At 60.8% G+C, this 24,948-nt stretch carries 22 protein-coding genes; 15 read left to right on the forward strand and 7 right to left on the reverse strand.

The genetic code is table 11. From position 1 onward, the window contains the following. Window positions 1-185: 185 nt before the first annotated feature. From CLV45_RS13020 to CLV45_RS13055, 8 genes are all read left to right on the forward strand, one after another. On the forward strand, window positions 186-1,856 hold the full coding sequence (locus CLV45_RS13020) for an alkaline phosphatase PhoX (protein ID WP_157807467.1): 1,671 nt from the start codon (window positions 186-188) through the stop codon (window positions 1,854-1,856). Window positions 1,857-1,924: 68 nt separating this feature from the next. Continuing rightward, entirely contained in the window at window positions 1,925-2,782 is an 858-nt protein-coding gene (locus tag CLV45_RS13025; protein ID WP_157807468.1) for a leucine-rich repeat domain-containing protein, read from the forward strand. Continuing rightward, entirely contained in the window at window positions 2,779-4,602 is a 1,824-nt protein-coding gene (locus CLV45_RS13030; protein ID WP_100336783.1) for a cytochrome-c peroxidase, read from the forward strand. Before CLV45_RS13025 ends, CLV45_RS13030 begins: the two co-directional genes overlap by 4 nt. Window positions 4,603-5,027: 425 nt before the next feature. Next, complete coding sequence (locus CLV45_RS13035; protein ID WP_100336784.1) at window positions 5,028-5,480, forward strand: nuclear transport factor 2 family protein; 453 nt, start codon at window positions 5,028-5,030, stop codon at window positions 5,478-5,480. A gap of 456 nt (window positions 5,481-5,936) precedes the next feature. Then, complete coding sequence (locus tag CLV45_RS13040; protein ID WP_245882845.1) at window positions 5,937-6,371, forward strand: hypothetical protein; 435 nt, start codon at window positions 5,937-5,939, stop codon at window positions 6,369-6,371. Continuing rightward, on the forward strand, window positions 6,368-6,904 hold the full coding sequence (locus CLV45_RS13045) for a hypothetical protein (protein ID WP_100336785.1): 537 nt from the start codon (window positions 6,368-6,370) through the stop codon (window positions 6,902-6,904). The genes CLV45_RS13040 and CLV45_RS13045 overlap by 4 nt, the downstream gene beginning before the upstream one ends. Further along, window positions 6,876-7,586: a metallophosphoesterase gene (locus CLV45_RS13050; RefSeq protein WP_100336786.1), complete on the forward strand. Its 711-nt coding sequence runs from the start codon at window positions 6,876-6,878 to the stop codon at window positions 7,584-7,586. The genes CLV45_RS13045 and CLV45_RS13050 overlap by 29 nt, the downstream gene beginning before the upstream one ends. 69 nt (window positions 7,587-7,655) lie before the next feature. Continuing rightward, window positions 7,656-8,627: an SRPBCC family protein gene (locus CLV45_RS13055; protein WP_100336787.1), complete on the forward strand. Its 972-nt coding sequence runs from the start codon at window positions 7,656-7,658 to the stop codon at window positions 8,625-8,627. A gap of 121 nt (window positions 8,628-8,748) precedes the next feature. On the opposite strand, the gene CLV45_RS13060 is transcribed toward CLV45_RS13055, so the two are convergent. Further along, window positions 8,749-10,680, reverse strand: coding sequence for an ABC-F family ATP-binding cassette domain-containing protein (locus CLV45_RS13060; RefSeq protein ID WP_100336788.1), 1,932 nt, complete (start codon window positions 10,678-10,680; stop codon window positions 8,749-8,751). A gap of 92 nt (window positions 10,681-10,772) precedes the next feature. On the opposite strand from CLV45_RS13060, the gene CLV45_RS13065 reads away from it, so the two are divergent. Together CLV45_RS13065 and CLV45_RS13070 are read left to right on the forward strand one after the other, a co-directional pair. Further along, window positions 10,773-11,408, forward strand: a complete 636-nt coding sequence (locus CLV45_RS13065; protein WP_100336789.1) for a PH domain-containing protein — start codon at window positions 10,773-10,775, stop codon at window positions 11,406-11,408. Between the two features lie 220 nt (window positions 11,409-11,628). Then, window positions 11,629-12,336, forward strand: a complete 708-nt coding sequence (locus CLV45_RS13070) for a GAF domain-containing protein (protein WP_100336790.1) — start codon at window positions 11,629-11,631, stop codon at window positions 12,334-12,336. A 501-nt stretch (window positions 12,337-12,837) separates the two neighbouring features. Here CLV45_RS13070 and CLV45_RS13080 read toward each other — a convergent pair. After that, the gene (locus CLV45_RS13080; RefSeq protein ID WP_100336792.1) at window positions 12,838-14,475 is read right to left on the reverse strand and encodes an amidase; all 1,638 of its coding nucleotides are present in this window, start codon (window positions 14,473-14,475) and stop codon (window positions 12,838-12,840) included. 96 nt (window positions 14,476-14,571) lie between these two features. After that, window positions 14,572-14,751 (reverse strand): DUF2256 domain-containing protein, encoded by a 180-nt coding sequence (locus CLV45_RS13085; protein ID WP_100336793.1) that lies wholly within the window; start codon window positions 14,749-14,751, stop codon window positions 14,572-14,574. Window positions 14,752-14,867: 116 nt separating this feature from the next. On the opposite strand from CLV45_RS13085, the gene CLV45_RS13090 reads away from it, so the two are divergent. After that, the gene (locus tag CLV45_RS13090) at window positions 14,868-15,887 is read left to right on the forward strand and encodes a hypothetical protein (protein ID WP_100336794.1); all 1,020 of its coding nucleotides are present in this window, start codon (window positions 14,868-14,870) and stop codon (window positions 15,885-15,887) included. Window positions 15,888-15,943: 56 nt separating this feature from the next. Here CLV45_RS13090 and CLV45_RS13095 read toward each other — a convergent pair whose 3' ends face one another. From CLV45_RS13095 to CLV45_RS13105, 3 genes are all read right to left on the reverse strand, one after another. Further along, window positions 15,944-18,133 carry a hypothetical protein gene (locus CLV45_RS13095; protein ID WP_157807469.1) on the reverse strand — a complete coding sequence of 730 codons (2,190 nt, stop codon included), beginning with the start codon at window positions 18,131-18,133 and terminating at the stop codon, window positions 15,944-15,946. Between the two features lie 177 nt (window positions 18,134-18,310). After that, window positions 18,311-18,850, reverse strand: a complete 540-nt coding sequence (locus CLV45_RS13100) for a PAS domain-containing protein (protein WP_100336796.1) — start codon at window positions 18,848-18,850, stop codon at window positions 18,311-18,313. Window positions 18,851-18,859: 9 nt separating this feature from the next. Continuing rightward, window positions 18,860-19,222, reverse strand: a complete 363-nt coding sequence (locus tag CLV45_RS13105; RefSeq protein ID WP_100336797.1) for a hypothetical protein — start codon at window positions 19,220-19,222, stop codon at window positions 18,860-18,862. Between the two features lie 573 nt (window positions 19,223-19,795). Here CLV45_RS13105 and CLV45_RS13110 point away from each other — a divergent pair. The 4 genes from CLV45_RS13110 (at window position 19,796) to CLV45_RS24965 (ending at window position 24,006) form a co-directional block, all read left to right on the forward strand. Beyond that, window positions 19,796-22,363: an outer membrane beta-barrel family protein gene (locus CLV45_RS13110; RefSeq protein WP_100336798.1), complete on the forward strand. Its 2,568-nt coding sequence runs from the start codon at window positions 19,796-19,798 to the stop codon at window positions 22,361-22,363. Between the two features lie 92 nt (window positions 22,364-22,455). Further along, on the forward strand, window positions 22,456-23,052 hold the full coding sequence (locus tag CLV45_RS13115; protein WP_100336799.1) for a 2'-5' RNA ligase family protein: 597 nt from the start codon (window positions 22,456-22,458) through the stop codon (window positions 23,050-23,052). A 96-nt stretch (window positions 23,053-23,148) separates the two neighbouring features. Beyond that, window positions 23,149-23,613 carry a hypothetical protein gene (locus CLV45_RS13120; protein WP_100336800.1) on the forward strand — a complete coding sequence of 155 codons (465 nt, stop codon included), beginning with the start codon at window positions 23,149-23,151 and terminating at the stop codon, window positions 23,611-23,613. Between the two features lie 216 nt (window positions 23,614-23,829). Next, a complete protein-coding gene (locus tag CLV45_RS24965; protein WP_157807470.1) occupies window positions 23,830-24,006 on the forward strand; it encodes a hypothetical protein in 177 nt (58 codons plus the stop codon). A 144-nt stretch (window positions 24,007-24,150) separates the two neighbouring features. Here CLV45_RS24965 and CLV45_RS13125 read toward each other — a convergent pair whose 3' ends face one another. Continuing rightward, the gene (locus CLV45_RS13125) at window positions 24,151-24,912 is read right to left on the reverse strand and encodes an SDR family NAD(P)-dependent oxidoreductase (RefSeq protein ID WP_100336801.1); all 762 of its coding nucleotides are present in this window, start codon (window positions 24,910-24,912) and stop codon (window positions 24,151-24,153) included. Between the last annotated feature and the right edge of the window lie 36 nt (window positions 24,913-24,948).

Below are 24,948 nucleotides of genomic sequence, written 5' to 3' on the forward strand. Positions count from 1 at the left end.
GCACGAAGGTAGCGCGAACGGGGAGTTTATATAATACGATCTGAACGCCTGGTGGTCGGCAATATTTCCTGGTGCGGGCAGATAACGTTAACTTCACGGGAGCTTTACCAACGCTTAAACCGACCGTAAACCAAGCGAAATAGTCGGATTCGTACTTGCGGCCGTTTTCACCCCACCAGCTTCCCATGACCCCGACACGTACTCTGCTTGCGGCCGCGCTGCTGACCAGCCTGGCCGCCCGGGCCCAGAGCCCCTGCCCCACCCTGCCCCCGGACCACATCAGCCGCTTCACTTCCATCCAGCCGGCCACCCAGAGTCAGGAACTGCGCCTGCCGGCCACTCATACCTTCCAGCTGCTGGCCCAGAGCGGAATGCCTTACTCCTCGCCCGCCGAAGGCAACCTGCGGGAGTCCTTCGACTTTACCGCCTACGTGCCCATCAACGGCAGCAGCACCAGCGGCTACCTGTCTATCAACCACGAGGGCTCCTCCTCGGCCACCTCGGGCGTGAGCGTGCTGAATCTGAGCTTCAACCCGGCCACCCGGCTGTGGAACGTCACGGCCAAAAACCCGGTGAACTTCGGCCCGGTGGTGGGCACTTACAACAACTGCTCGGGCGGCCTCACGCCCTGGAATACGGTGGTTACCTGCGAGGAAAACACGCCCACCGCCCCCACCGACAGCAACAATGACGGCTACCTCGACTTTGGGTGGACCGTGGAGCTGGACCCGGCCACCCGCACCGTGAAAGACCAGGACGGCGACGGGGCCCCCGACAAGCTCTGGCGCCTGGGCCGTTTCCGGCACGAAAACGTGGTGGTGGCCCCCGACCGCCGCACCGTGTACGAAGGCGCCGACGAAGGCTCGGTCAACAGCTTCGTATACAAGTACGTGGCCGACGCGCCCGGGCAGCTGGGCAACGGCACCCTCTACGTACTCAAGCTCAACGGGGCCATCGGGGCGGCCACCACCGGCACCTGGCTGGCGGTGCCCAACACTACCCCGGCCGAGTGCAATAATATTTCGGCCACGGCCCTGGCCCTGGGCGCCACCAGCTTCAGCGGCGTGGAAGACGTGGACATTAGCCCCCTTACCGGCCAGGTGTACTTCTCGGCCAAGAGCCCCGGCTCCGTCTACCGCTTCACCGACGGTGGGGCGACGGTCAGCGGCTTTGAGGTCTTTGTAGGCAACTCGCCCGGCATTACCACCCGCAGCTACCCCATCAACTACGGCAGCGGCACGGTAGCCGAAGCCTGGGCCACCGGCAACGATAACCTGACGTTCGACTCCCAGGGCAACCTCTACGTGCTGCAGGACGGCGGCCGCAACCACGTGTGGCTGGTGCGCCCCTGCCACACCCAGGCCGCTCCCGCCGTGGAGCTGTTTGCCACGACGCCCGCCGGCAGTGAACCCACGGGCATGACGTTGTCGCCGGACGAGAAGTTTATGTTCATCTCCCTTCAACACCCGGCCCCCGCCAACACCCAGTCTACGACGGATGCCGCCGGGCAAGCTGTGGTGTTCAACAAGTCGTCGACCATCGTTATCAGCCGTAAAGGCTCATTGGGTACAGTGCTGGCCGCCGACCATGTTCAACCCGAGCTAGCCCAGGCCGACGTGTTTCCCAACCCCACCACCGGCCCCGAGCTGACCGTGGCGCTGACCAACAGCCGTAAGGAAGCCGCCACGCTGCAGGTCTTCAACAGCCTCGGCGCCCGGGTGCTGGAGCAGACGACCGTGCTCAGCCCGGGCCTCAACAGCCTGCGCGTGCCGGTGGGGAAGTTGCGTAGCGGCCACTACACGCTGGTGGTAAAAACCACCACTACCACCACCACCCGGCCCTTTATCAAGCAATAGTGCGCCTTGGCTTTCAGCTCTGTTTTGTAATTGGGGTTGCCCTGCTGGTTCTGCGGGGCAACCCCTGTTTGGCCCAAGCGGCCCCCTGCGGGGCCCCGGCCGCTTTTACCCTGGCTGAGGCCCTGGGCCGCCCGGCCTGCGTGCAGGAGCTGAATGTGCGCAACCAGGGCCTGGAGCTGCTGCCGGCCAGCGTGGCCCAGCTCGGAAGCCTGCGCCGCCTCTACGCCCACGAAAACCACCTGCGCCACCTGCCGGCCAGTCTCACCCAGCTCGACAGCCTGCGGGTGCTCTTCGTCAATAAGAATGGCCTGCTGGAGCTGCCCGCCGACCTGGGCCGCCTACACCGCCTCCAGCAGCTGCAAATCGACCAGAACGAGCTGCGCGAGCTGCCGCCCAGCATTGGCGGGCTCGATAGTCTGCACTTTCTGCTCTCGGCCTGGAACCACTTCACCTCCCTGCCCGAGCAGCTGGGCCAGCTCAGCCAGCTCGAGTACTTCGACAGCTCCCACAACCAGCTGCTGTTTCTGCCGGCCTCTTTGCCCAACCTGCGCCGCCTGCGCTACGTGTACCTCAACGACAACCAGCTCCAGCGCCTGCCCGAGCAACTAGGGCAGCTCGGCCTTCTGCAGGAGCTCAACCTGGCCAACAACCAGCTCGAAGCCCTGCCCCGCAGCCTCGGCGGCTGCCAGGAGCTCAAGGTGCTCATCGTGTCGGGCAACCAGCTCAAGGCCCTGCCCAAGAGCATGGGCGAGCTGCAAAACCTGGAAATCCTGATTGCCAACGACAACCAGCTCCGGGCCCTGCCCCGCTCGTTGGGTAAGCTTTCCAAGCTCAAAACCATCATTGTGAGAGGCAACGCCTTTACCCCGGCGGCCCGCCAGCGCGCCGAGGCCCGGTTGCCCCAGGCTCACCTTTACTTTCAATGAACCGCCCCCTGCTTCGTTTTTCCGGCGCTCTGCGGGCCCTGCTGCTGGGCCTGGCCGGGCTGCTGTTTTCCTTTGCCGTGCTCCTCAAAACGCCCGTCGAGCAGCTGCACGACTACTACGCGCGCCACCTGCGCCAGCTCCACACCCAGCTCACCCGGTTTCAGGACCTGGCGTACTCGGCCGATACCACGGCCCTGCGCCGGCAGTTTGCCACCTGCCGCACCGAGTATAAGCACCTCGAATTTGCCGTCGAATACTACTACCCCCACGCCGCCCAGCGCCTGAACGGGGCCAACCTGCCCGAAACCGAGGCCGGGGACCCCGACGAAGTCATTCCGCCCACCGGCTTTCAGGTGCTGGAAGAATACGTGTTTGCCGCCGCCCCCGACGACCGGGCCAACCGGGAACTGGTGCACCAGGAAATCGACAACCTGCTCTACCAGGTGCGCCACCTCGAGCAGCAGGCTCCCATGCTGGCTTTCACCGACGCGGAAGTATTCGACGCGCTGCGGCTCAACCTCTACCGCCTGGCCTCCAAGGGCATTTCCGGCTTCGACTCGCCCGCCGCCCGCGCCTCCCTGCCCGAGGCCGCCGTGACGCTGCAGGCCACCAGCCAAGTGCTGGCTATGTTCAACGTGCCCCCAACGTTGCTGACCCAGCTGGCCCGCTGCCAGGCAGCCGTAACGGCCCCGGGCGTGAGCTTCGAGCAGTTCGACCGGCCCCGGTTTCTGGTGCGCTGCTTCAACCCCGCCCTGGCCGGCCTACAGCGGGCCCAGCACCAACTGCAGGTTTCGTACGTGGCCGCCCGCCGTGCCGTCCGGCCCGCGGCGGTCAGCTACTTTGCCGCCGATGCTTTCGACCCCGCCTACTTTGCTCCCACCGATGCCGCTGCGCCCACACCTTCTGTGCTGGCCCTGGGCGAAGCCCTGTTCCGGGAGCCGCTGCTCTCGGGCCGCGGGGGCCGCTCCTGCAGCAGCTGCCACGTGCCCGGCCGCGCCTACACCGACGGCCTGCGCGCCAACCGCTCGTTGGTGGCCGGGGCCGAGCTGGCCCGCAACACGCCCACGCTGCTCAACGCCGGCTTGCAAACCGAGCAGTTTGCTGATGGTCGGGTGCATTTTCTGGAAGATCAGGTCCACGCCGTGGTAGCTAGTAAGGCCGAAATGGGCGGGCACCTGAGTGAGGCCCCAGCCCTGCTCCGCAAAAAGCCCCTCTACCAAAAGCTCTTCGCCCAGGCTTTTGCCGCCGAAGCCCAGCCCGTTTCGGAGTCCAACATCCGCCGGGCGGTGGCGGCCTACGTGCGCAGCCTGGTGCGCCTCAACAGCCGCTTCGACCAGTACATGCGCGGCGACACGGCCGTGCTGAACGCCCAGGAAGTTCGGGGCTTCAACCTGTTTATGGGCAAGGCCCAGTGCGGCACCTGCCACTACATGCCCCTGTTCAACGGCTCCGTGCCCCCGCTCTACGACAAAACCGAAAGTGAAGTGCTGGGGGTGCCCGGGGCCGCCGACCTGCAGCACCCCGCTCTGGACGCCGACCAGGGCAAGTTCCTGCTCTACGGCATTGCCCAGCAGCAGCACGCCTTCAAAACCCCCACCGTGCGCAACGTAGCCCTCACCGCGCCCTACATGCACAACGGCGCCTACCAAACCCTGGAGCAGGTCCTCGACTTCTACAACCGCGGCGGCGGGCAGGGCCTGGGCCTGGCCGTGCCCACCCAAACCCTGCCCGCCGACCCGCTCAACCTGAGCGCCGCCGAGCAGCAGGCCGTTATTGCTTTTCTCAAAGCGCTGACCGATACTCCAACCACTGTTTACTGAGCCCGGCAGAGCAGACCGTCAGCGCTTAGAATGACGGGCAGCGCATTCGGCACCTGAGCCACAATAAAGAAGACGCTACGCTATAGTGCTTACTATCAAGCCGCAGCAAACAACTCTTTTATATTGTAGCCATTTACAACCCATCATGCAGCTGCTGCATAATGGCAAATTACCAGCGTGAGCAAGGCAGGTATAAGGCCGATAGGTTCGTTTTCATTACGTACACAATACTTTCCGGAGCAGGCGGCCTCTTTGTGTTTTTACGGCTCAATCATCTGTATCTACACACACTGATCTATACGATTCCTGTTTGTACGCCTCTCTCTCGTCTACTCTCGCCGCCGTGCTGTCTGTCGTCATTTTCGTTAAGTCCAGCCACCGTCATACACTGTAATTAATACCAGCCAGTAGCTTTTTCCCTACTTATGCAAGACCACCAAGTAATTGAGCAAACTATTCTACACCTTTTCGAAGGCGCGGACGAACGTGACTGGAGCAAGGTCGAAAACACAATGGCTGACGTCGTATTGTTGGACTATACCTCGATGACCGGCGGCGAGCCGCTGCATCTTTCCCCACGCCAGATAACTGCGAGTTGGGCCAGTTTCCTCCCGGGCTTCGACAAAACCAATCATAAAATCAGCAGCTTCGCTATTACAGTTGACCACGATACTTCCGTTGTAACCTACACCGGCAAAGCCGACCATTTCATCGACGACCGAGTCTGGACTGTGGAAGGAACTTACGAAACGACGCTGGTATATACGGGAGGCAATTGGAGAATCAACAAATTAAAATTCACCCTTTCAGGTCAGTCGGGCGACACTGATTTACCGTCGAAAGCCACGGAAAGAATCCAAACCAGGGCGCATAGCTAAGCTAGGCAGAAAGCCTGGGGTGCCACAAGCCTTACCAGGCCGCAAGTCCATAGCCCCCCCCCCCCGCCCCGCCGGCAGCACGTGGCTGCCGGCGGGGCGTTGGTTTTCTTAAAGCCTGCTGGCGCTTACATTTCCACCAGCATTTCCCAACGCTCATTGAGTGGGGCCAGCTCTTTTTTTACCTGCTCAAATTTGCGCGACGACTCACTTGGTAATTACCCGAGAATACATTTACTTTGAAACACAAAGTTCTTTTATAGCAAAAGCAACCTTCCTTGCTGCTCTCCGAGAAACTTTAATAGCAAGAAATCAGGCGCGCCCGTCCGCCCCTTCACAACCTCGACCATCCGCCACGCCTCCTAACCCGCGCAGCTCCATAAAATGCTCTTCCTCAAGTCGTATCGACCCTATATTTCCCTGGTTCTGCTCTTTGTCCCGCCCGTTTTATTCGGGCTTTTGCTGCTGCTATTCCAAGGCAACGACAAGCTGAGGCTTACGCCTGCCCTGCCTTACCTGCCGTGGCAATTTCTGGTGATGGGTGTTGCGGGGGGCATTGCCACGGTTGGCGGGGTGCTCGACTGGCGCTACCACCGCAACCCGCTCAATATGAAAATTCCGAAGAAAGAGCGGGACGCCGAAGCGGCGGCACTGGGCCTGGGCGGCGTGCCAATGTTTGTGCTGATGTGGCTGGCCATGATGCATACCAGCCCCACCATTTGGCTTATTCCCATCCTGCTGGTCTTGATTTATACCGTAGTGGCCATCAGCTACGACGAGTTTGTTTTTCACATCAAACGTTGCGGGCCGCGGGAAACCGCCTATCATCGAATGCTGGTGTTTGGCAACGGCGCGGCTTGGCTGGCCTGGTTTCATTTCATCTTCTGCCCATGACGGTCGGGCGCTTACTGAGCGAGAGTGAAAGGCAGTTCGATAAGCGGCCGGCGCAGGTGCAGCAGGTCTTTTCCAGCAATGTTTTCGACGCGGGGGCCCGCTGGATGTTCCAGAAACTGCACGAAGACGAGCCCGAAACCGCCGGGGCGTTTGATGCTTCCATCAATTTCAGCTACTACGGCTACTTGAAATACGGCCTTAGCCTTCTGGCTTTCCTAACCGCTGGTTTCGTCCTCGGGCAGATCCACTTGTGGCTGATGCCGCTGGCAGTCCTGGTTTTTTACGGGTTCGAGGTGCATTTCCTGTTTCTGTTTCCCTTGCTGCTCGACCGGGTCGAGAATCCCATTCAAACCAGCATCGAACAGACCTACCGAATCGGTTTTGTTAAGGCCCTGCTTTGGGTGTTCACCATCGCCATGTACATGCTGTCGGGGCTGCTGAATCATCGGAATCCGTGGCGTAAATGGCATATCGGCTGTTTGTCGATAGTTCTCTGGTATAAGTATGAGGTTAGAAATAGGGTACAATCATGACTTCGAGGTGCGGGAAGAAACCTACCTGACTGCCACCGGGCCCACCTTCACGGTGCTCTACCTCTCCGACCTGCACCTGACCCCTTGGAGCGGCCCCACCATCCGCAAGCTCGAGCAGACTATCACCCGGCTGAACCCCCGGCTACTGCTGCTCGGCGGCGACTACGTGGATTACGCCAAGGGCCTGCCGCACTTCGCCCGGCTCATGGAGTTTCTGGCAACTCGGGAACTGGTTTTCGCGGTGGCGGGAAATCATGACACCTTCTTTGGCTTGGAACGGCTCAGGCAGTTGGCCGAACGCAACAACCTGGTGTGGCTGACGGATACGGCAGTTGAGCTTACGCTCGACGGCCACCGGGTCCGGATTTCCCCCGTCCCTATTACCGAGCCAACTGAGGGCGTGGACTTTAGCATTCTGTGCCTGCACAAGCCCCTGGATGTAACCACGCTCCGTTGCCTCCCCGACTTGGCATTCGCCGGCCATCTACACGGCAGCCAATTTGTGTTTTGGCAGTCGGCCCAGGGCCTTTTCCCCGGCCGGTTCTTCTACCGGTGGAATATTCTAAAAGCTACGGTTGGCCGTTGCCTCTACCTCATCAGCAAGGGCTTGGGCGATACGCTCCCGGTACGATACAATTGCCGGAAGGACGTGGTTTTCGTGACCGTCAAGCGCCTAACCTGAATCAAATAGCCCGCAGCTAACACATTAGCCCAGCACTTACAGTCTCTCACCCCCTCTTTTACCAAGCCTATGAAATTCTTGTTTGCTATTGCCCTGGCCACTGCGCATGGGTTGCTGATTCGGCTGTTGTTTGGCTCCGCAAGTGGCCTGATGGAAATTATGAGCGTCACCTTCCTGTTTTTCGTGCCGTCGATAATCGGGTTTCTAACCGTTATTCTGATGCCGGCCAGGAAAATAACCACTGGCGCCGAGGCCTTTTTCACGCCCTGGCTTACCAGCTTGGCACTCTTGGTAATTACTATTCTTCTGAATATGGAGGGAGCTATCTGTTGGCTGATGGCTTTCCCCATTTTCGCGATAGCCGCTGGCGTTGGGGGCATAGTAGCCTATTGGCTGCGCAAGCCCAAAAGCAACGACCCGAACGCAAACAACTGGCAAAAACCCAACACCCTGAATGTGTCCTTGGTCTTTATTGTACCGCTACTGCTGGGTTCCATTGAAGGGGAAAAAGCGTTGACCCCCAAGCAAATGGTGATTGAAAAAGCCGTCGTACTAAACGCGCCGGCGGCGGACGTATGGCAAAAGCTAATCAGCAACAAGCAGCTCGGCCAGCCCGCCGATGAAACGTCTTTTGCAGCGCTGCTCGGATTTCCCAAACACGTGAGCACCACCCTGGATACGCTGCGGGTGGGCGGCACCCGAATGGCTTATTACGAGAAAGGCCTCTACTTCAAGGAAACCGTGACCAAATACCAGCCGGAGCGCCTGCTAGTGCTGCGCGTCGATGCGAATCCCAACGCCACCCCTGCGGCCGTCATGGACGAGCACATCCTGATTGGGGGCAAGCATCTCGACATTCTGGAAGACGTGTATGACTTGCGCCCTTTACCCGGTGGCCGCACCCGGCTGGTACTTTCCAGCCGGTTCTACATCAACACGCCTTTCAACTGGTATGCAGGCATTTGGGCGCACTACCTGATGACCGACATCCTGGAAGGTGAGCTGAACGTGCTGGCACAACCAGCCCCAATGACCCGGTAGGTGGAGTAAAGCGCAGGGCGCCGTAACCCGCCCGAACGCGAAGCCCGAACCCGTTGAACAATAAAAAGCCCCGCCCGCAGCACATAGCTACGGGCGGGGCTTTTTAGGAAAGGGCCGCGGGTTACTTCTCCAGTTGCTCGGCCCGCTCGGCCAGCTTTTCCCACTGGTCGTTGGTGCGGTTGAGCTCCTTTTTCACCTGCTCGAATTTCACCGTGGCGTCTTTCAGCTGGGCGGTGTTGTTGTAGATGTTGGGGTCGGCCAGCTGCTTTTCGTACACGGCCAGCTCCTTTTCCAGGGTGTTAATCTTGCCCTCGATTTCCTTGAGCTCCTTGTTTACCTTTTTCAGCTCCTGCTGATTGGCTTCACGCTCGGAGCTGGAAACCGGCTTTTTATCCTCCTTGGGCAGGGGTTTGGGCACCGAAGGCGACGGTAGGCCGGCCTTCTTGGCGGCCTTGTCCCGGTCTTCCTGCCACTGCTCGTACTCGGCGTAGGTGCCGGGGTACTCTTTGAGCTGGTAGTCCTCGATGTACCAGATCTTGTTGGCCACGTTTTCGACGAAGAACCGGTCGTGGCTAATCACGATGTAGGTGCCTTCGTACTGGTCCAGGGCCTGAATCAGGATGTTCACCGACTGCATGTCCAAGTGGTTGGTCGGTTCGTCGAGCAGCAGGAAGTTAGCCTCCGAAATCAGGGTTTTGGCCAGGGCCACCCGGCTTTTCTCGCCCCCGCTGAGCACCTTGATTTTCTTGTAGACCTCGTCGCCGGTGAACAGGAAGGAGCCCAATACTGAGCGCAGCTCCATTTCGGAGCGCTTGGAGCCGGCTTCCACCATTTCCTGCAGAATCTCGTTGTCGATGCGCAGGCTTTCGAGCTGGTGCTGGGCATAGAACGACATGATGACGTTGTGGCCCAGCTGGTGGTTGCCGGTGCTCGGCGCCTCCTGGCCCGCTACCAGGCGCATCAGCGTGGATTTACCCTTACCGTTGGCCCCGATCAGCGCAATTTTGTCGCCCCGCTCGATGTGCACGTGCGTGTCGCGGAAGATGAGCTTCTCGCCGTACTTCTTGCCCACGTGCTCCATGCGCAGGATGTGGCGGCCCGGCGTCACGGTGAAGTTGAACTTGATGTTCACCTTCGCGTCGTCGGCGGCTACGTCCTCGATGCGCTCCAGCTTGTCGAGGGCTTTTACCCGGCTCTGGGCCTGCTTGGCTTTGGAAGCCTTGGCCTTAAACCGCTCAATAAACCGCTCGGCCTGCCGAATCTGGGCCTGCTGGTTTTCGAAGGCACCCTTCTGAATGGCGTTGCGCTCCTCTTTTTCTTCGAGGTAGAACGAGTAGTTGCCGGCGTAGGGCACCAGCTTGCCGCCGGTTACTTCCACGGTGGTGTTGGTGGTGCGGTCCAGGAATTCCCGGTCGTGACTCACGATAATAACCGCGCCTTCGTAGCCGGCCAGGTAGTTTTCAATCCACTTGATGGAGGGCAAGTCCAAGTGGTTGGTGGGTTCGTCGAGCAGCAGCAGCGAGGGTTGCTGGAGCAGGATTTTGGCCAGCATCACGCGCATGCGCCAGCCGCCCGAAAACTGCTTCAGCGGCTTCTGCAGCTCCTCGGTCGTGAAGCCCAGACCTTCCAGGATTTCCTCGGTGCGGGCCTGCATCGTGTAGCCGCCCAGGGCCTCGAAGCGCTCCTGCAAATCGGCCAGCTTCTCGACCAGGTCGTCGGTGTAGTTGGTTTCGAACTCGAGCAGCACCTCGTCGATTTTCTTCTGGATTTCCAGGGCCTCGCCGAAGGCCTGCATGGCCACAATCAGGATGGGCTCGTGGGAGTCGTAGCTGAGCAAATCCTGGTTCAGAAAGCCCAGGCTCACGTCCTTGCTCATGGAGATGGAGCCGCCGTCGGGCTTGTACTCGCCCACCAGAATGCGCAGCAGCGTGGATTTGCCCCGGCCGTTGAGCCCGATCAGGCCAATCTTATCCTTGGGTTTGATATGGAGGCTGGCCTTGTCGTAGAGGGTGCGCGAGCCGAAATGGAAATCGAGGTCAGTAATGGAAATCATCCTACTTTGCGGGGCTTTGAAGCCGCAAAGGTACGGGTTTAAAGTAGGGAAAACTCTTTCTTTGGAAACCTAACTATTAGAGCCGTATTCTGATGCCTTCGATATTCGACCAAAATTTACTACCCGAGTTTGAAAGTGTACGAGGCAAGGATGAACAGATACTGTGGTCAGGCAAACCGGTCTTTCTGCCTTTTGTGGCCGGCGGCTTGCTCATGGGCTTTATGGGCTTAGCATTCGGCATCATCTGGCTGTCCGTTAATTTTAACCACCAATCAGAAACATCCGGTTCAGATTCCGGCCCGGGCTTCTTCTGGCTGTTTGGCTTGCTACCACTGGCGCAGGGAATATGGTCGGTTATGAACCGCCTGCTTTCTTACAGCAATACGTACTACGCCTATTCCAACCGCCGAATCATGATGCGAACGGGCTTTTTTGGCACCAGTTTCAAAGCAATAGACTTCGATAAAGTATCCGATATTGAAGTGACAGTTAATTTTATTGAACGCTTCTACAATGTGGGTTCTATTCAGTTTTTCTCTGGCCGCACCCAATCAGACGAAGGCAACGTGACCAAACTCTACGACTACTGGCACGCCATCCGCCTTCCGTACGAAGTGTTCAAACAAGTCAAAGAAGTTATTGTAGATATCAAAACCGACTATAATTATCCCAATGCGCTCCGGCCAGAAACTAATCCGGGCTATTCGACCAAGTACTCTAAAGAGTAAGCTTCTCTCACCCCCTCAAATACCCCTGCCTACTCCAGCTGCAGCTCCGGCAGCATGGCTAGCGTGATGGGTGCTATAGGGGTAAAGATAGGCTACCAGCCCCGCGGAGTAGCCCTGGAGGTGATATAGGCTGCTCTATTCGCAAAATATTCAACAAATCCTATTCATCTAATTAATTTTCTACCCGTACAAACACGTATTGCTGCTACGTAGTTTTTCCATGCCCTTTTCGCCCTCGTCCTTAATTCCCAGCAACGAAGAGGACCGATTGTTGGCACTGAGTCGCTACCAGGTGGTGGGTACGGCTCCGGAAAGCCTGTTTGACGATCTGGCGGCCCTTACGGCCAAGCTTTTCCGGGCACCCATTGCCCTGGTTTCGTTGGTAGAGGAAGACAGCGTGTGGTTCAAGGCCAACTTCGGCCTGCCCGACGCCGGGCGGGTGCGGCGCTCGGAAAGCCTGTGCTCGGTGGCCGTGCTGCACAATGAGGCCACCGTATTCGAGAACTTGAGCACCAACCCGTGCACCCTGATTGAGCCCGGCGTGCAGCAGGCCCTGCGCCTGGAGTTCTACGCCGGCTATCCGCTGCAAACTTCCGACGGCTTCAACATCGGCTCCCTCTGCGTTATTGACCACCAGACCCGCGCCTTTTCCTCTGACGAGCAGGAACTGCTGCGGCAGCTGGCCACCACGGTAATGCTGCTGCTGGAATTGCGTCGGCTGGGGATTACGCTGCTGGCGGCCGCCGGACAACCTTACCTGAGCGTACCTTCCCTGGTGCACAGCCTGACGATGCTGGCCGAAATTGGCAGCTCCGGCGCCGCCGTGGATATTGCCGGCAACCCAGTCGGGGCATTAGCCATTCACCACGAAGCCGCCCAGCTTACGACCCTACTCAACCGCACAATTGCGGAAACGCTGGTCGCGTAGGCTTTTGGTTAGGCGCTGGGCTTCCTATCTTAGCCAGCTTTACAAGCCAGCGGTTTTCGTTATAAAATACTGTCAATCAACAGGCAATGGATTTTCTTGACGCATTAGGCGCGCTCAGCGACCTATTACTTCTAGCTAATACGCCTTCCAAACCGGCCAAATTTCCCACAACGCCGGCCCGATTGGTCGGATACGTACTCCTGATGCTGGTTCTGGGCAGTATAATTTTGCTGTACCTCCTTATACTGCTCCTGATGCTAACGCCCGAGGGTTGCCTGGGAAGCAATTGGGGGTCAGCGTTGTGCGGCGGGGCGGGGTTCCTGCTGGCCGGGGGCGTGGCGTATGGCTTGTTTAAAATCAGGCTTATCGAATCGTACAGCCCAGTTTGGTTTTTCGCGCTGGTCGGCTTGCTGACCTTGCTGTTCACCATAGCCCTAACGCACGCCGCCGTAGCCTGGTAGCAAACAGCATCCCCGAGCGACACTGCTTGCTACCATTGCCTTAGCCCACAAACGGGGCCGCAAACTGCGGCGCCACCCGTTTTTTCGAAGCCTGCTCGTAGGCGTAGGCCAACGTCAGCAAAGGACCTTCCTGGTAGGCTGCGCCCACAAACGAGAGGCCGACCGGCAAGCCGTGGGCCTGGCCCATGGGTACGGTAATGTGCGGGTAGCCAGCCATGGCCGCCGGCGACGAAAAGCCCGGGCCTTTCCAGGAGTCACCGTTGATCAGGTCGAGGCAGGGCGCGGGACCGTTAGTAACGGCTACCACGGCGTCGAGGCGGTTGTCGCGCAGCACCGCGTCGAGGGCCTGCCGGGCACCGCCCTGGCTTTTTTTCCGGGCCGCCTGGTATTTGGCGCTGCTCAGGCCCTCGGTTTTGTTGGCGGCCTCCAGGGTTTCCTGCTGGAAGAAAGGCATGGCCTTGGCCTGGTTTTGCTGGTTGAAGGCAATAACGTCGGCCACGGTCTTGACCCCGGCCCCGGCCGTGCTCAGGTACTTGTTGACGCCGTCCTTGAACTCGTAGAGCAGCACCTCATACTCGGCCTCGCCCAGCGGGTCGGTGTGCTTTTCGACTTCCACCTCCACGATGGTGGCGCCCTGGGCTTTGAGTACTTCCAAAGCGGCCTGCAGCAGTGGAATAGCGTCGGAATTACCTTTCAGGTGGTTTTTCTCCACTCCCAGCCGCTTGCCCTGCAGCCCACCCGGCTTGAGAAAGGCGGAGTAGTCCGGAGCCGTTTTTCCGGTGCTTTCCCGGGTTACAGCGTCGTTGGCATCCACGCCGGTGAGGGCCGTGAGCAGCAGGGCCGCGTCGCGCACGGTGCGGGCCATGGGGCCGGCCGTATCCTGGGTGGCCGAAATCGGAATGATGCCCGCGCGGCTGAGCAAACCCACGGTGGGCTTAATGCCCACAATGCCCGAGCACGAGGCCGGCGACACCACCGAGCCGTCGGTTTCGGTGCCGATGGCCACGGCGCAGAGGTTGGCGGCCACGGCCACGCCCGAGCCCGAGCTAGAGCCGCTGGGCGTCCGGTCGAGGATGTAGGCGTTCTTGGTTTGGCCTCCGCGGCTGCTCCAGCCGCTGGTGGAGCGCGTGGAGCGGAAATTAGCCCATTCGCTCAGGTTGGTTTTGCCCAGCAGCACGGCCCCGGCCGCCCGCAGCTTCTGCACAATAAAGGCGTCCTGCTGGGCCTTGTGGCCGGCCAGGGCCAGGGCACCGGCCGTGGTTTGCAGCTGGTCGGCGGTGTCAATATTGTCCTTGATGAGCACTGGAATGCCGTGCAGGGGGCCGCGCACCTTGCCGTTTTTGCGCTCCTGGTCCAGGGCGTCGGCCAGCTGCAGCGCGTCGGGGTTGACTTCGATGACGGCGCGCAGGCGGGGCCCATTCCGGTCAATGGCCTCAATGCGCTGCAAGTACAACTCAGTCAGACGACGGGCCGTGTATTCCCCGCTCTGGAGCTTGGCCTGCAAATCGGTGATGGTGGCTTCATTCAGCTCGAAGCTGCTGGTAGCCGCGGCTTGGTCGGGGTCGACGGCCAGGGCGGCGGCAGGTTCTTTGGATTCGGCGGAGCAGCCGCTTAGCGTCCAGGTAGATAGGGCTACGCTGGCCAAGCCGCTGTTGCGCAGGAAAAGGCGTCGGTTCATGGGGAATTTTTGCGGTCAAGATACGCCTGGCTGACCATTTTGAGCAATACGCGGCCAGTGGCAGCAGTGAATAGCTGGTCGCGCCGGGTGGCTTACTCAGGTGGCGGGCGGGGCGGGCTTGTTGCGCTGGCACTTTTCGCCGCAGTAGCGCACCTCGTCCCAGCAGTTGCGCCACTTCTTGCGGTACTCAAACGGCCGGCCGCAGGTCAGGCAGATTTTGGTCGGCAGATTACCTTTGACCAGCTTACGGGGCAGAGACGACGAGGACGGGGCCATACAAACCAATAGTACCTGGGTGGGCAACTTCTAGCCGGGGCAGAAGGTTTTGGCCTGGTCGGTCGTCGTTGGGCCGCCGCAGTTCGTATTCTCCTTTCAACCACTGGTTATTTAGCATGCTTTCTATTTCTTCCCTTGTCCGGCAGCGGGGCCCGCTCACCCGGGCCGCGCTGCTCGTTAGCACCCTGAGTTTATCGGCCTGTCTCGACAACTCCGTGGACCCGGGCGGCAACGTAATTCCCGCCGGCCCCGACACGCTACCATTCAACCAGCCCAACCTCTACCCCGAGGGCCTGGAGTTTGATACCAACAACGGCCGCTTTCTGGTCAGCTCCGAAACCAACGGCAGTATCGGCCAGGTGCGGGGCGACGGCTACAGCTCGTTTGCCACCGACGGGCGGCTGATTTCGTCGGTGGGGCTGCAAATCGATGAGCTGCGCAACCGCCTGCTGGTAGCCGTAGCCGACCCGGGTTACAATCTGGACCGCACCAGCGCCGCCACCAAGAACAAGCTCGCGGCCCTGGCCAGCTTCGACAACCTGGGCCGCACGCTCGACTTCGTAGACCTGGGCCGGCTGCGGCCCGGCGTAAACCACTTTGCCAACGACGTGGCCGTTGACGGCAACGGCAACGCGTACATCACCGACAGCTTCGCCCCGATTATTTACAAAGTGGATGCCGTGGGCGTGGCCTCCGTGTTCTTGGAGGATGAGCGTCTGCGGGCCCCGGCCGATAAGTTTGGCCTCAACGGCATCGAGTACCACCCGGACGGCTACCTACTGGTGGCCAAATCCGACGATGGCAGCTTGTTTAAAGTACCCGTGGCCGCCCCCACTACCTTCACCAAAGTCGCCATCAGCCAAAACCTGGTGGGCCTCGACGGCTTGTCGCTGCAGGACCTCAACACGGTGTATGCCGTGACCAATACGCAGGCCAAGGTGTACCGCCTGGTCACCACCAATGCCTTTGCTGACGCCACCGTGACCGGCACCTTCGCAACGCTGCCGCAGTACCCGACCACCCTGGCCCGCCGCAATGATGCCGAAACCTACGTGCTGTACTCCAACCTCAACGCGCTACAGGCCCAGAAAACCCCGCCCGTAGCGGACTATACTATTGCCAAGCTGAAATTTTAGCGGCGCAGCGACTCTTCCCAGCTACCCCAGTAGCGCAAAGCCGCAGTACCGGGCCGCTAGGGCTTCTCGCTGATGCTTTGCGCTATTTTCTTAGGGGCCCCGATGCTGTTGAGCAAGCCGCTGACCAGCCCCTGCCGCCAGAGCGAAAACACTGATACGCGCAAATCGCGGCGGCTTTGCATCGAGCCCACTTTAAGCTTGTCGGGGCCCAGGCCGCGCGGGTTTTCGTCCCGGATAACGATGCCGTTGAGCAGCTTGGAGCCGATTTTGGTGGCCAGCGTTTTCTGGTCGGCCCCGCCCTGCTGGCTGAGCAGCGTCATTTTCAGGTTGGAATATTCGGCCCGCATGGTGCCCGTGATGCCCTGGCGGTTGCCGCGTAGCTGCACGGTGGCCCGGCGCACGTCGCCGCTGGCAAAGCGCACCAGGCGGCTGGGCTCGGTCACGGGGTTGAGCAGGGTAATGGAAGCCGGCCCGAACGTGCCTTCCCCGGAGTGGGCGCCGTTGGGGTCGAATACCGGAATACGGAACGTGGCCGCCGCGTACCAGCTGTTTTGCAGCCAGCCGTTGGCCTCAATTACCAGGGGCGTGGCGCTGGTCATCAGGCGCCGGTCGTTGGTCACGTTGCGCAGCGTCACGTGGATGCGGTTGAAAGTCACGTTGCCGCTTTCCCCGGTTTTGGGTCCCACATAAGAGGTAGCCACGTAGCCGTTGGTTATTTCCATGCGGCGCACGTTGAGCGGCACCGGCAGCTTGGCCAACGACTCCTGGGTGACGAGCGAGGGATTGGGATTGAGCGGGAAACGGCCGTCGCCGGCAATGAGTACGCGCAGCCGGGGCAGCTCCACGGCCCGGGCCCCCAGGGCATGGCGGTGACTGAAGGCGGCAAAGTCGAAGCCGGCAATCTGCACGCTCGGGGCCCGCACGGTAATATGGGGCGTTTGGTGGCCTTTGTAGCGGGCCAGGGCCGCCGGGCTCATCGTGGGCCGGATCGTGACGCCGCGGACTTGCACCAAGCCCGTACTAGTGCGCAGCTCGGTGCTCCGGATGCCCAGCCAATACACCGGGGCCGAGAGCGTACTTTGAACCCGGCCGGTGCGCAACGCCCAGCTGCGGGCGTACCAGATGCGGCTTTGCTCGTTGGCGCCGGCGGCCGTCAGCAGCAGGTTTTCGGCTTGCAACTGAATATCCTGAATCCGGGGCCGGGGTTTGATGGCCGTTAGCCGCAACTGCCCGCCACTGACGCGCAGGTGGTCTACTGCCAGATACTTACACACGGAAGCCACGAGTTCGTGCACCGGCGGCGGGGGCTGCAGCGGCAGGGCGGCCGCCACCCAGGGCCGGGTTACCACCACCGAGTCGAGGCGCAGCTGCCGGCGCCGCAGTTCGGGGCTGCTCACGCCGCTCACCAGCAGCCGCGGCAGCAGCAGCTGCACCCGAATGACGGCGCCCTGCTGCTGTATATCGCGCAGGGACCAAACGCGTAAGGAGTCGACGGTCAGCTGCTGGCCCTGGGTGGAGTAGGCGGCGCGGCTGACCCGGACGCGGTGCTCGGCCACAGTGCCCACGGCGCCGCTCAGCTGCCCGGCCAGGGCGGCAGCGTAGCTTACCCGCTGCGAATCAGCAGCCCCGGCGGCACTGAGCAGGATATCGTGGGCCGTGAAGCTGGCCTGGCGCACACTGGCCAGGGGCTGAGGCCGGGGCCCGTAGGCTAGTTGCCAGCGCAGCAAGCCCAGGAAGCCGATGCGCAGTCCATCCAGGTGCTTGGGCAGTTGCTCGTGCAAGGGCGGACCACTTGCTGCCTGCCCGGGCAAGTCGAGCACCCGCAGCCGGGCCCCGGCCAGCACTACCGAGTCGATGGGCACGACGGCGCCGCGCACCAGGGCCCCGAGACCTACGCCGGTGATGCGCAGGGCGGGCATATCGGCCAGCAGGCGCGGCAGCTTCGAGTTTTTCCACTCGGGGCCGGCCACGGCGGGTCGCAGGCGAATGTTGCGCAAACTCGCTGAGCGGTGCCACAGGCTGGTACGCAGCTCCCCGATTTGCAGGCGGTAGCGGCCCTGGCTTTTCGTGGCCACCTGCTTTTCCAGGGTGGTACGCAGCCACGGGTCGAGCAGCTGCAGGGCTACGCCCAGGAGTAGCAGCACGAGCAGCAGTACCCCACCAACCCAGTAGGGCCAGCGGCGCTTAGTCTTTCCTGCCGAAACCAACGATTCGGGTGGGGATGGAGCAGTGGAGGCTGGATTCACTAGAAAAGACAGAAGTAGAAAAATGACCTTAACGCAGAACCTTACTGCGGAGGTTTTCCGGCACCCGCACCCAACGCCCGAAAAAGCTTGCCCGCCCGATTCCGCCCTCCCGACAGATACGAAAAAAGGCCTCCCGGGTAGGGAAGCCTTTTTCTGATGCGGGTGGATTGGCGGCGACTATTCGCCCAGGCGCTGGCGCAGCTCGTGCAACTCCCGCTCCAGTTCCAGGTTACGGAAGGTTACTTTCACTTCCAGGTCGGAGTAAGCGCGCTCCAGCTCCAGCTCCCGGCGGCGCAGGGCCAGCTCAGTGAGCTTCTGGTCGTGAATATCGGTGCAGGTACCGTACCACTGGCGGATGTGGCCGGCCTCGTCGTACTGGGGCTGAGCCTGGCCCAGAAACCAGCGGTAGTCGCCGTTGCGGCTCTTGAAGCGGTACTCGATTTCGTAGAACTCGCCGGTAGCCAGGGAATGGCCCCAGATCTGCCGGGCCCGCTGCTGGTCGTCGGGGTGGAGCAGGTTGTTCCACATATCGGGCCCTACGCTGTCTTCCAGCGAGTAGCCGGTGTAGTCAATCCAGCGCTGGTTGAAGTAGGTATGAAAGCCCGTGGGGTCGGTAAACCAGACCAGCTGGGGAATAAAATCGGCAAAAAAGCGGAACTGCTCCTCAGCCTGCCGGCGGATGCGCTCCTCGTTCGAAATGGATTCAGAATCGACCATAAATTGTACTCAACAAGGCTGGGCGAGCTGCAGCTCCATGCCTGACTGAAAATATAAGTTTAGCTGGCTCTGCAGGCCGTCGGCGGAGCGCCGCAGCCGGGTAATGAGGGCCTTGGTTTCTTCCTGCAGCAGCTGCAGCTCCAGGTAGGGGCGGTTGAGCAGCGTATCGCGCTGCACCGACCACTGGCCGGTATCGTGCTGGAAAGGCGCGTGCACCTGCACCGCCCCGGGCGTCAGCAGCAGCCGGGTGGCCTGGGCCAGGGCGCTGTCCGGACTGTTGCGGTTGAGCACCCGGTCGGCCACGCACCATTCGCCGGTGAGGTACTCATCGGGGAGCTGCTGCAGATTGACGTCGAATAAAATTTCGTCCATGCGGGGAGAAGTCTATCAGCTTCCGGGTTGCGGCAGGACCACTGAAAAGCCCGACAGCACCTCAATCTGGAATGAAGTTGATTCTTACAAATATACTACCGGTCCCAACGTCAGCAAACCGCAAAAGTTCACCCAACTGTCGAGCTTACAACTGAATATTCATTTCTACTTGGTTTTCACTTGCATATATTTTACTGCTGCTCTAGGTTCCCGCTCCGAAGCTAAACGGCCCGACAAATTAAATCCTCCAAGAGTTTGCTAGGAATAATTACATTATCGGTTTTAAGTAACACTACTCTCACCAGCCCATCGAATCGGGTCTTTCCAACTCCCAGCCGCCTTTTCACCTTCATTCACGGCATTAGAAAGTCAAGTTGGGGTTCTAAAAAATATTCTTCTACTCTACGCAGCCTATATAGACCAGCCGGCGTCTTTTTCGCACTCCTCCCCTTTCGGCTGCCTGTACCGGAATAATATACATACGAAATAAATCGTACATATTATTTCGAAATACGAATGATTTCGTATACGTTTGTAGTACGAAATATTTCGTAACACCCTACTGCCGGCTTTATGATTCCGCCCTGCTACCCCACCCGCAGTTTCCGCTCGTTCGTAGCCGCTCCCGGCTGGCCCCGGTGGCAGCTGGCGGCAGTAGTAGCGCTGCTTATCCCGCTATTCGGTAGTCCGGCCCAGGCTCAGGGCCCGACGAGCCCGGCCAGCAGCGTGGCGCCGGTTAGCAAAGGCCGGCTGACGGGACGGGTCGTCAACGAGAAAACCGGGCTGCCCGTGGAGTTTGCCACCGTGGCCCTGCTCGACGAAGCCGGCAGCAAAACCCTGGACGGCACCGTGTGCGACGACCAGGGCCGCTTTGGATTAGCCAAAATTACAGCCGGGCGCTACCGGGTGGTGGTGAGCTTCGTCGGGTTTCAGCCGCGCACGGTGACGGGGGTCGTCGTGGCCGCCAACGAGGCCGTAGTGGCGCTGGACCTGATTAAGCTGACCCCAACGGTGCAGCAGCTGGGCGAGGTGAAAGTGACCGGGGAGCGGGAATTGGTGGAAAATAAGGTGGACCGCCTCGTCTACAACGCCGAAAAGGACATTACCAACTCGGGCGGCACGGCTTCCGACGTGCTGCAGAAAGTCCCCCTGCTCACCGTCGACCTCACCGGCAACCTGCAGCTGCGGGGCTCCTCCAACATTCGGGTGCTGGTGAACGGCAAGCCCTCGGCCATGATGGCCAGCAACCTGGCCGAGGCGCTGAAGCAGATTCCGGCCGACCAGATTAAGAGCGTGGAAGTCATTACCTCGCCCTCGGCCAAGTACGACGCGGAGGGCTCGGCGGGCATTGTCAACATCATTCTGAAAAAGAACAACCTGGAAGGCCTGAACGGCTCCGAAAACTCGGCCGTGGGCACCCGGGGCTCATTTCACAGCCTGACGCTGAACAGTCGGCGCGGCCCGCTGGGGTTGAATGCCAACGTGGGCGCCAACCTGTTTTACAACGTGGCCCGCAACGACAGCCGGCGCACCGACTTCCTGCCCGAAGGCCAGCAGAGCGTGCTCGAGCAGCGCGGCGACTTCACCAACCTCGGCGGCGGCGGTTACGGGCAGCTGGGCCTCGACTACGACCTGACGCCCCGGGACGCGCTGAACCTGAGCGTGCGGGGCAACGTGTTTGGCTACACCAACGCCCGCTCGCAGTTTACCCGCTTTAGCCTGCCCACGGCCCCGGTCGACGAGTACAACCGCGACATTGACACCCACAACGGCAGCCAGAACCTGGATGTGAACTTTGGCTACGTCCGGACCTTGCCGCGGCCCCGGCAGGAGCTGAGCTTTCTGGCCCTCTACACCGTCAATACCGGCGACACCGACTACAACCTGGCCCAGCAGCGCTGGACCGACGGGCGGGACTACGTGGACTACCGCGAAAACAGCTTCAACGACAACCGTAACCGCGAAACCACCTTCCAGGCCGACTACGTGCAGCCCCTGGACAGCACCCAGACCGTGGAAGTCGGCCTGAAAACGATTCTGCGCAACGTCAGCAGCGACTACCGCGTGGAGGCCGACAGCCTCGACGGCCGCAGCTTCGTGCTGGTGCCTTCCCGCTCCAACAACTTCCGCTACGACCAGAACGTGTACGCCAGCTACCTCAGCTACGGCTTTGCGCTGGGCAAAACTCTGACCTTCAAAGTGGGCGGCCGCCTGGAGCACACCCGCATCGACGGCGACTTCCGCAGCGACAATACCACCCTGCGCACGAACTACACCAACCTGGTGCCCAGTCTGCAGGCCGCCTGGGACGTAACCAAGGACCAGAAGCTCAAGCTCAGCTACACCCGCCGGATTCAGCGGCCCAGCATTTACTACCTGAACCCCTACCTCAACACCAGCAACCCGCGCAATATCGTAGTGGGCAACCCCACCCTGGCCGCCGAGCTGACCGACGCCTACGAGCTGGGCTTCAACACCTACGTCCGCAAAAGCTCGTTTACCTTCTCGGCCTACTCCCGCCAGACCAACAACGCCATTGAGGCCGTGGCGCGCACGGTGGCGGCCCGCGACATTATGCCCACCGCCGACTCGACCCAGCTGCTGTTCACCACCTTCCAGAACGTGGCCCGCAATGCCACCTACGGCCTGAGCGTGTCGGGCTCCACTAAACTCACGCCCAAGTGGACTCTCAGCGGCAACGTGAACTACTACTACGTGCGGGTGCAAAGCCCGGCCCTGAGTTTGAGCAACGACGGGACCATGCACAACGCCAACATCACCTCGGCCTGGCAGTTCGACAAGGGCTGGAGCGCACAGTTTACGGGCCTCTTCAACTCCCGCCGGATTCAGCTCCAGGGCCGCTCCTCGGGCTACCGCAGCTACAACGTGGCCGTGAAAAAGGAGCTGTTCCAGAAAAAGGGCAGCCTGACCCTGGCCGTCATCAACCCCTTCAACCGTCAGCTGGTGTTCCGCAACGACTTGGCCACCGACCGGTTTGCCTACACCGACAACTCCTACTTTCTGAACCGCAACCTGCGCCTGAGCTTCAGCTACCAGTTTGGCAAGCTCGACAACCGCCCGGCCCGGCCCAAGAAGAGCATCCGCAACGACGACCAGAAGGAAGGCGGCGGCAACGGCTGAGGCAAGCCCTGCTGAGCCGGTTCCGGACGTTATTCGCCCAACAAATGCGCGGCCGGCTCAACCCCACGGGCTCTTCCGGAGTTTAGCAGAGTATGCTCGCCATTACTACTTTGCTCACGCCGCAGTACGCGGCCCGCATCAACCGCATCATCAAGGGGTTGGAAACCGAGTTTGGCCTGGATGACGTGCAGGCCACGCCCGACCCGCACATTACCTACCAGCTGGCCGGAGTGCGCAAGCTCTCTTCCCTGAAGAATGTGCTGCGCGAAGTGGCCGCCGCCACCGCGCCCTTCGAGGTGCACACCACCGGCCTGGGCGTGTTTCCGGGGCCCAACCCGGTGATTTACATTCCGGTGCTGCGCACCAACGAGCTTAATCACCTGCACCAGCGCATTATTTCGGCCACGGCGCCGCTGTGCTTGCGCACCGATAAGTTTAGCGGCCCCGAGTGCTGGCTGCCCCATATTTCCCTGGCCCTGCACGATACTACGCCCGAGCTGCTGGGCCCCGTGCTGCAGTACCTCAACCAGCAAACCTTTAACCTCAAGCTCACCCTCGACAACCTGGCCATCCTGCGCCAGGAAGGCGACCTGTTTTTGTGCGAGGAGCTGTTTCCCTTCGAAAGTGTCCCGCCCGCTCCCCTTACCGTGGTCAGTCAGCGCATCAGCATCTCCGTGACCAAGCAGTAGGGGCCCGGGCCGGGCCGGCAGCCACTTTTTGCCGGCCGGGCGCGGCATTCTGGTTTCCGCATCCGACCTTTACCGCTTCACTCTTCCTTTCTGCTTATGTACAACGCCGTACTCACATTACACTCCTGGAGCCGCTGGCTGGTGGTGATTTTTGGTTTGATTGCCGTATTCCGCGCCTTGGGCGGCTGGCAGGGCCGCAAGCCCTACCTGGGCGCCGACAACGGCATGGGCGCCGCCTTCGTGGGCTCCATGCACCTGCAGCTGCTGCTGGGCCTGATTCTGTACTTCGGCCTGAGCCCATTCGGGGTGAAAGCCTTCGAAACGGCCGGCGGCGCGGTGATGAAAGACCCGATTGGCCGTTTCTGGGGCGTCGAGCACATTGCCACGATGATTCTGGCCGTTATTGCCGCCCAGGTGGGCCGTACCCTCTCCAAGAAAGCCACCGACCCGGTGCTCAAGCACAAGCGCGCCTTCGTGTGGTTTGCCGTGGCCCTGCTCCTGGTGCTGCTCATGATTCCGTGGGGCATCTGGAATCCGGCCCGCCCCCTGTTCCGCTTCTAGGCGGCGCAGCTCAACTCTTACAACTTGCTTTGCTTACTACGGCTTCCGGGTTTATCCGGGAGCCGTTCTGTTTATCGGGTAGCGGGCCGCGTCCGACGCCTTTTCCCACGGTTGAGCTTGAGAAGCGCTTCGCTTCGTCCCATATTGCGTAGAATAAATTGCTATTATTGCACTTTACGCCCTCCCAAATAGCCGCCTTTTTTCTCTCCTTGTCCCGTGCAAAAGAACGTCTCGAATTCCCGCTTTTCCCGGGATGAGTTCTGCGACCTGATCGACGCGCATCTGCAGCAGCTGGAATCCAGCCAGGATGCCCGGCGGCAGTACGCGGCGGTGCTGGCGGCCCTGCGCTCCAACTTTGAGGCCTTTCAGAAATCCCGCCTGCGCAAGGCCTAACGCCTACTCAGTAGTCCCTTTAGCAACTGCCATTCCCGCCTTGGGACTGGCAGTTTTCGTTGGTACCGCACTTGCTTAGCTTCTTGCTCACAACAAAAAGCCCCGGCTGCGCTTCAGCCGGGGCTTTTATTTAAGGCCAGGAGCCTACAGGGAATAGCCGCCCGAGGCTTCCAGGCGCTGGGCATTCACCCAGCGGGCCGCGTCGGAGCAGAGGAAGGCCACCACCCCGCCGATGTCGTCGGGCTCCCCGATGCGGCCCAGGGCCGTGTTGGCGCTCATGTACTCTTCCAGCTGGGGATGAGCCGCCCGGGCCGCGGCCGTGAAGTCGGTTTTGACAATGCCCGGCGCTACGATATTGGCCCGGATGCCGCGCCCACCCAGCTCCTTGGCCAGGTACTTGGTCAGGGTTTCGACGGCGCCCTTCATGGAGGCGTAGGCCGCGTAGCCGGGCGTGGTGAAGCGGGCCAGCCCGGTGGAGAAGTTGACGATACTGCCCCCGTCAGCCAGCAGCGGCAGTAGGCTTTGGGTCAGGAAGTACACGCCCTTGAAGTGCACGTTGAGCAGGTTGTCGAAATCTTCCTCAGTGGTTTCGGCAAATACCGAGCGGGCGTCGATGCCGGCGTTGTTGATTAGAAAGTCGAACGTGGACCGCCGCCAGTGCCGCTGCAACTGCTCGGTTACGGCGGCCCCGAAGGCGGGAAAAGTACTGACCCGGCCCACGTCCAGGGGCAGGGCCACGGCCCGGCGGCCCAGGGCTTCAATCTCGGCCACCACGGCCTGGGCTTCGGCCTGCTGGGTGCGGTAGGTCAGAATCAGGTCGTGGCCGGCCTGGGCCAGATGCAGGGCGCTGTTGCGGCCCAGGCCGCGGCTGCCGCCCGTGACGAGGGCAATTTGGGGAGTGCTCATGACTTGTCTTGCTTATGGAGTTTGAACAAGACAAAG

This window comes from Hymenobacter chitinivorans DSM 11115 (assembly GCF_002797555.1).
GTDB lineage: Bacteria > Bacteroidota > Bacteroidia > Cytophagales > Hymenobacteraceae > Hymenobacter > Hymenobacter chitinivorans.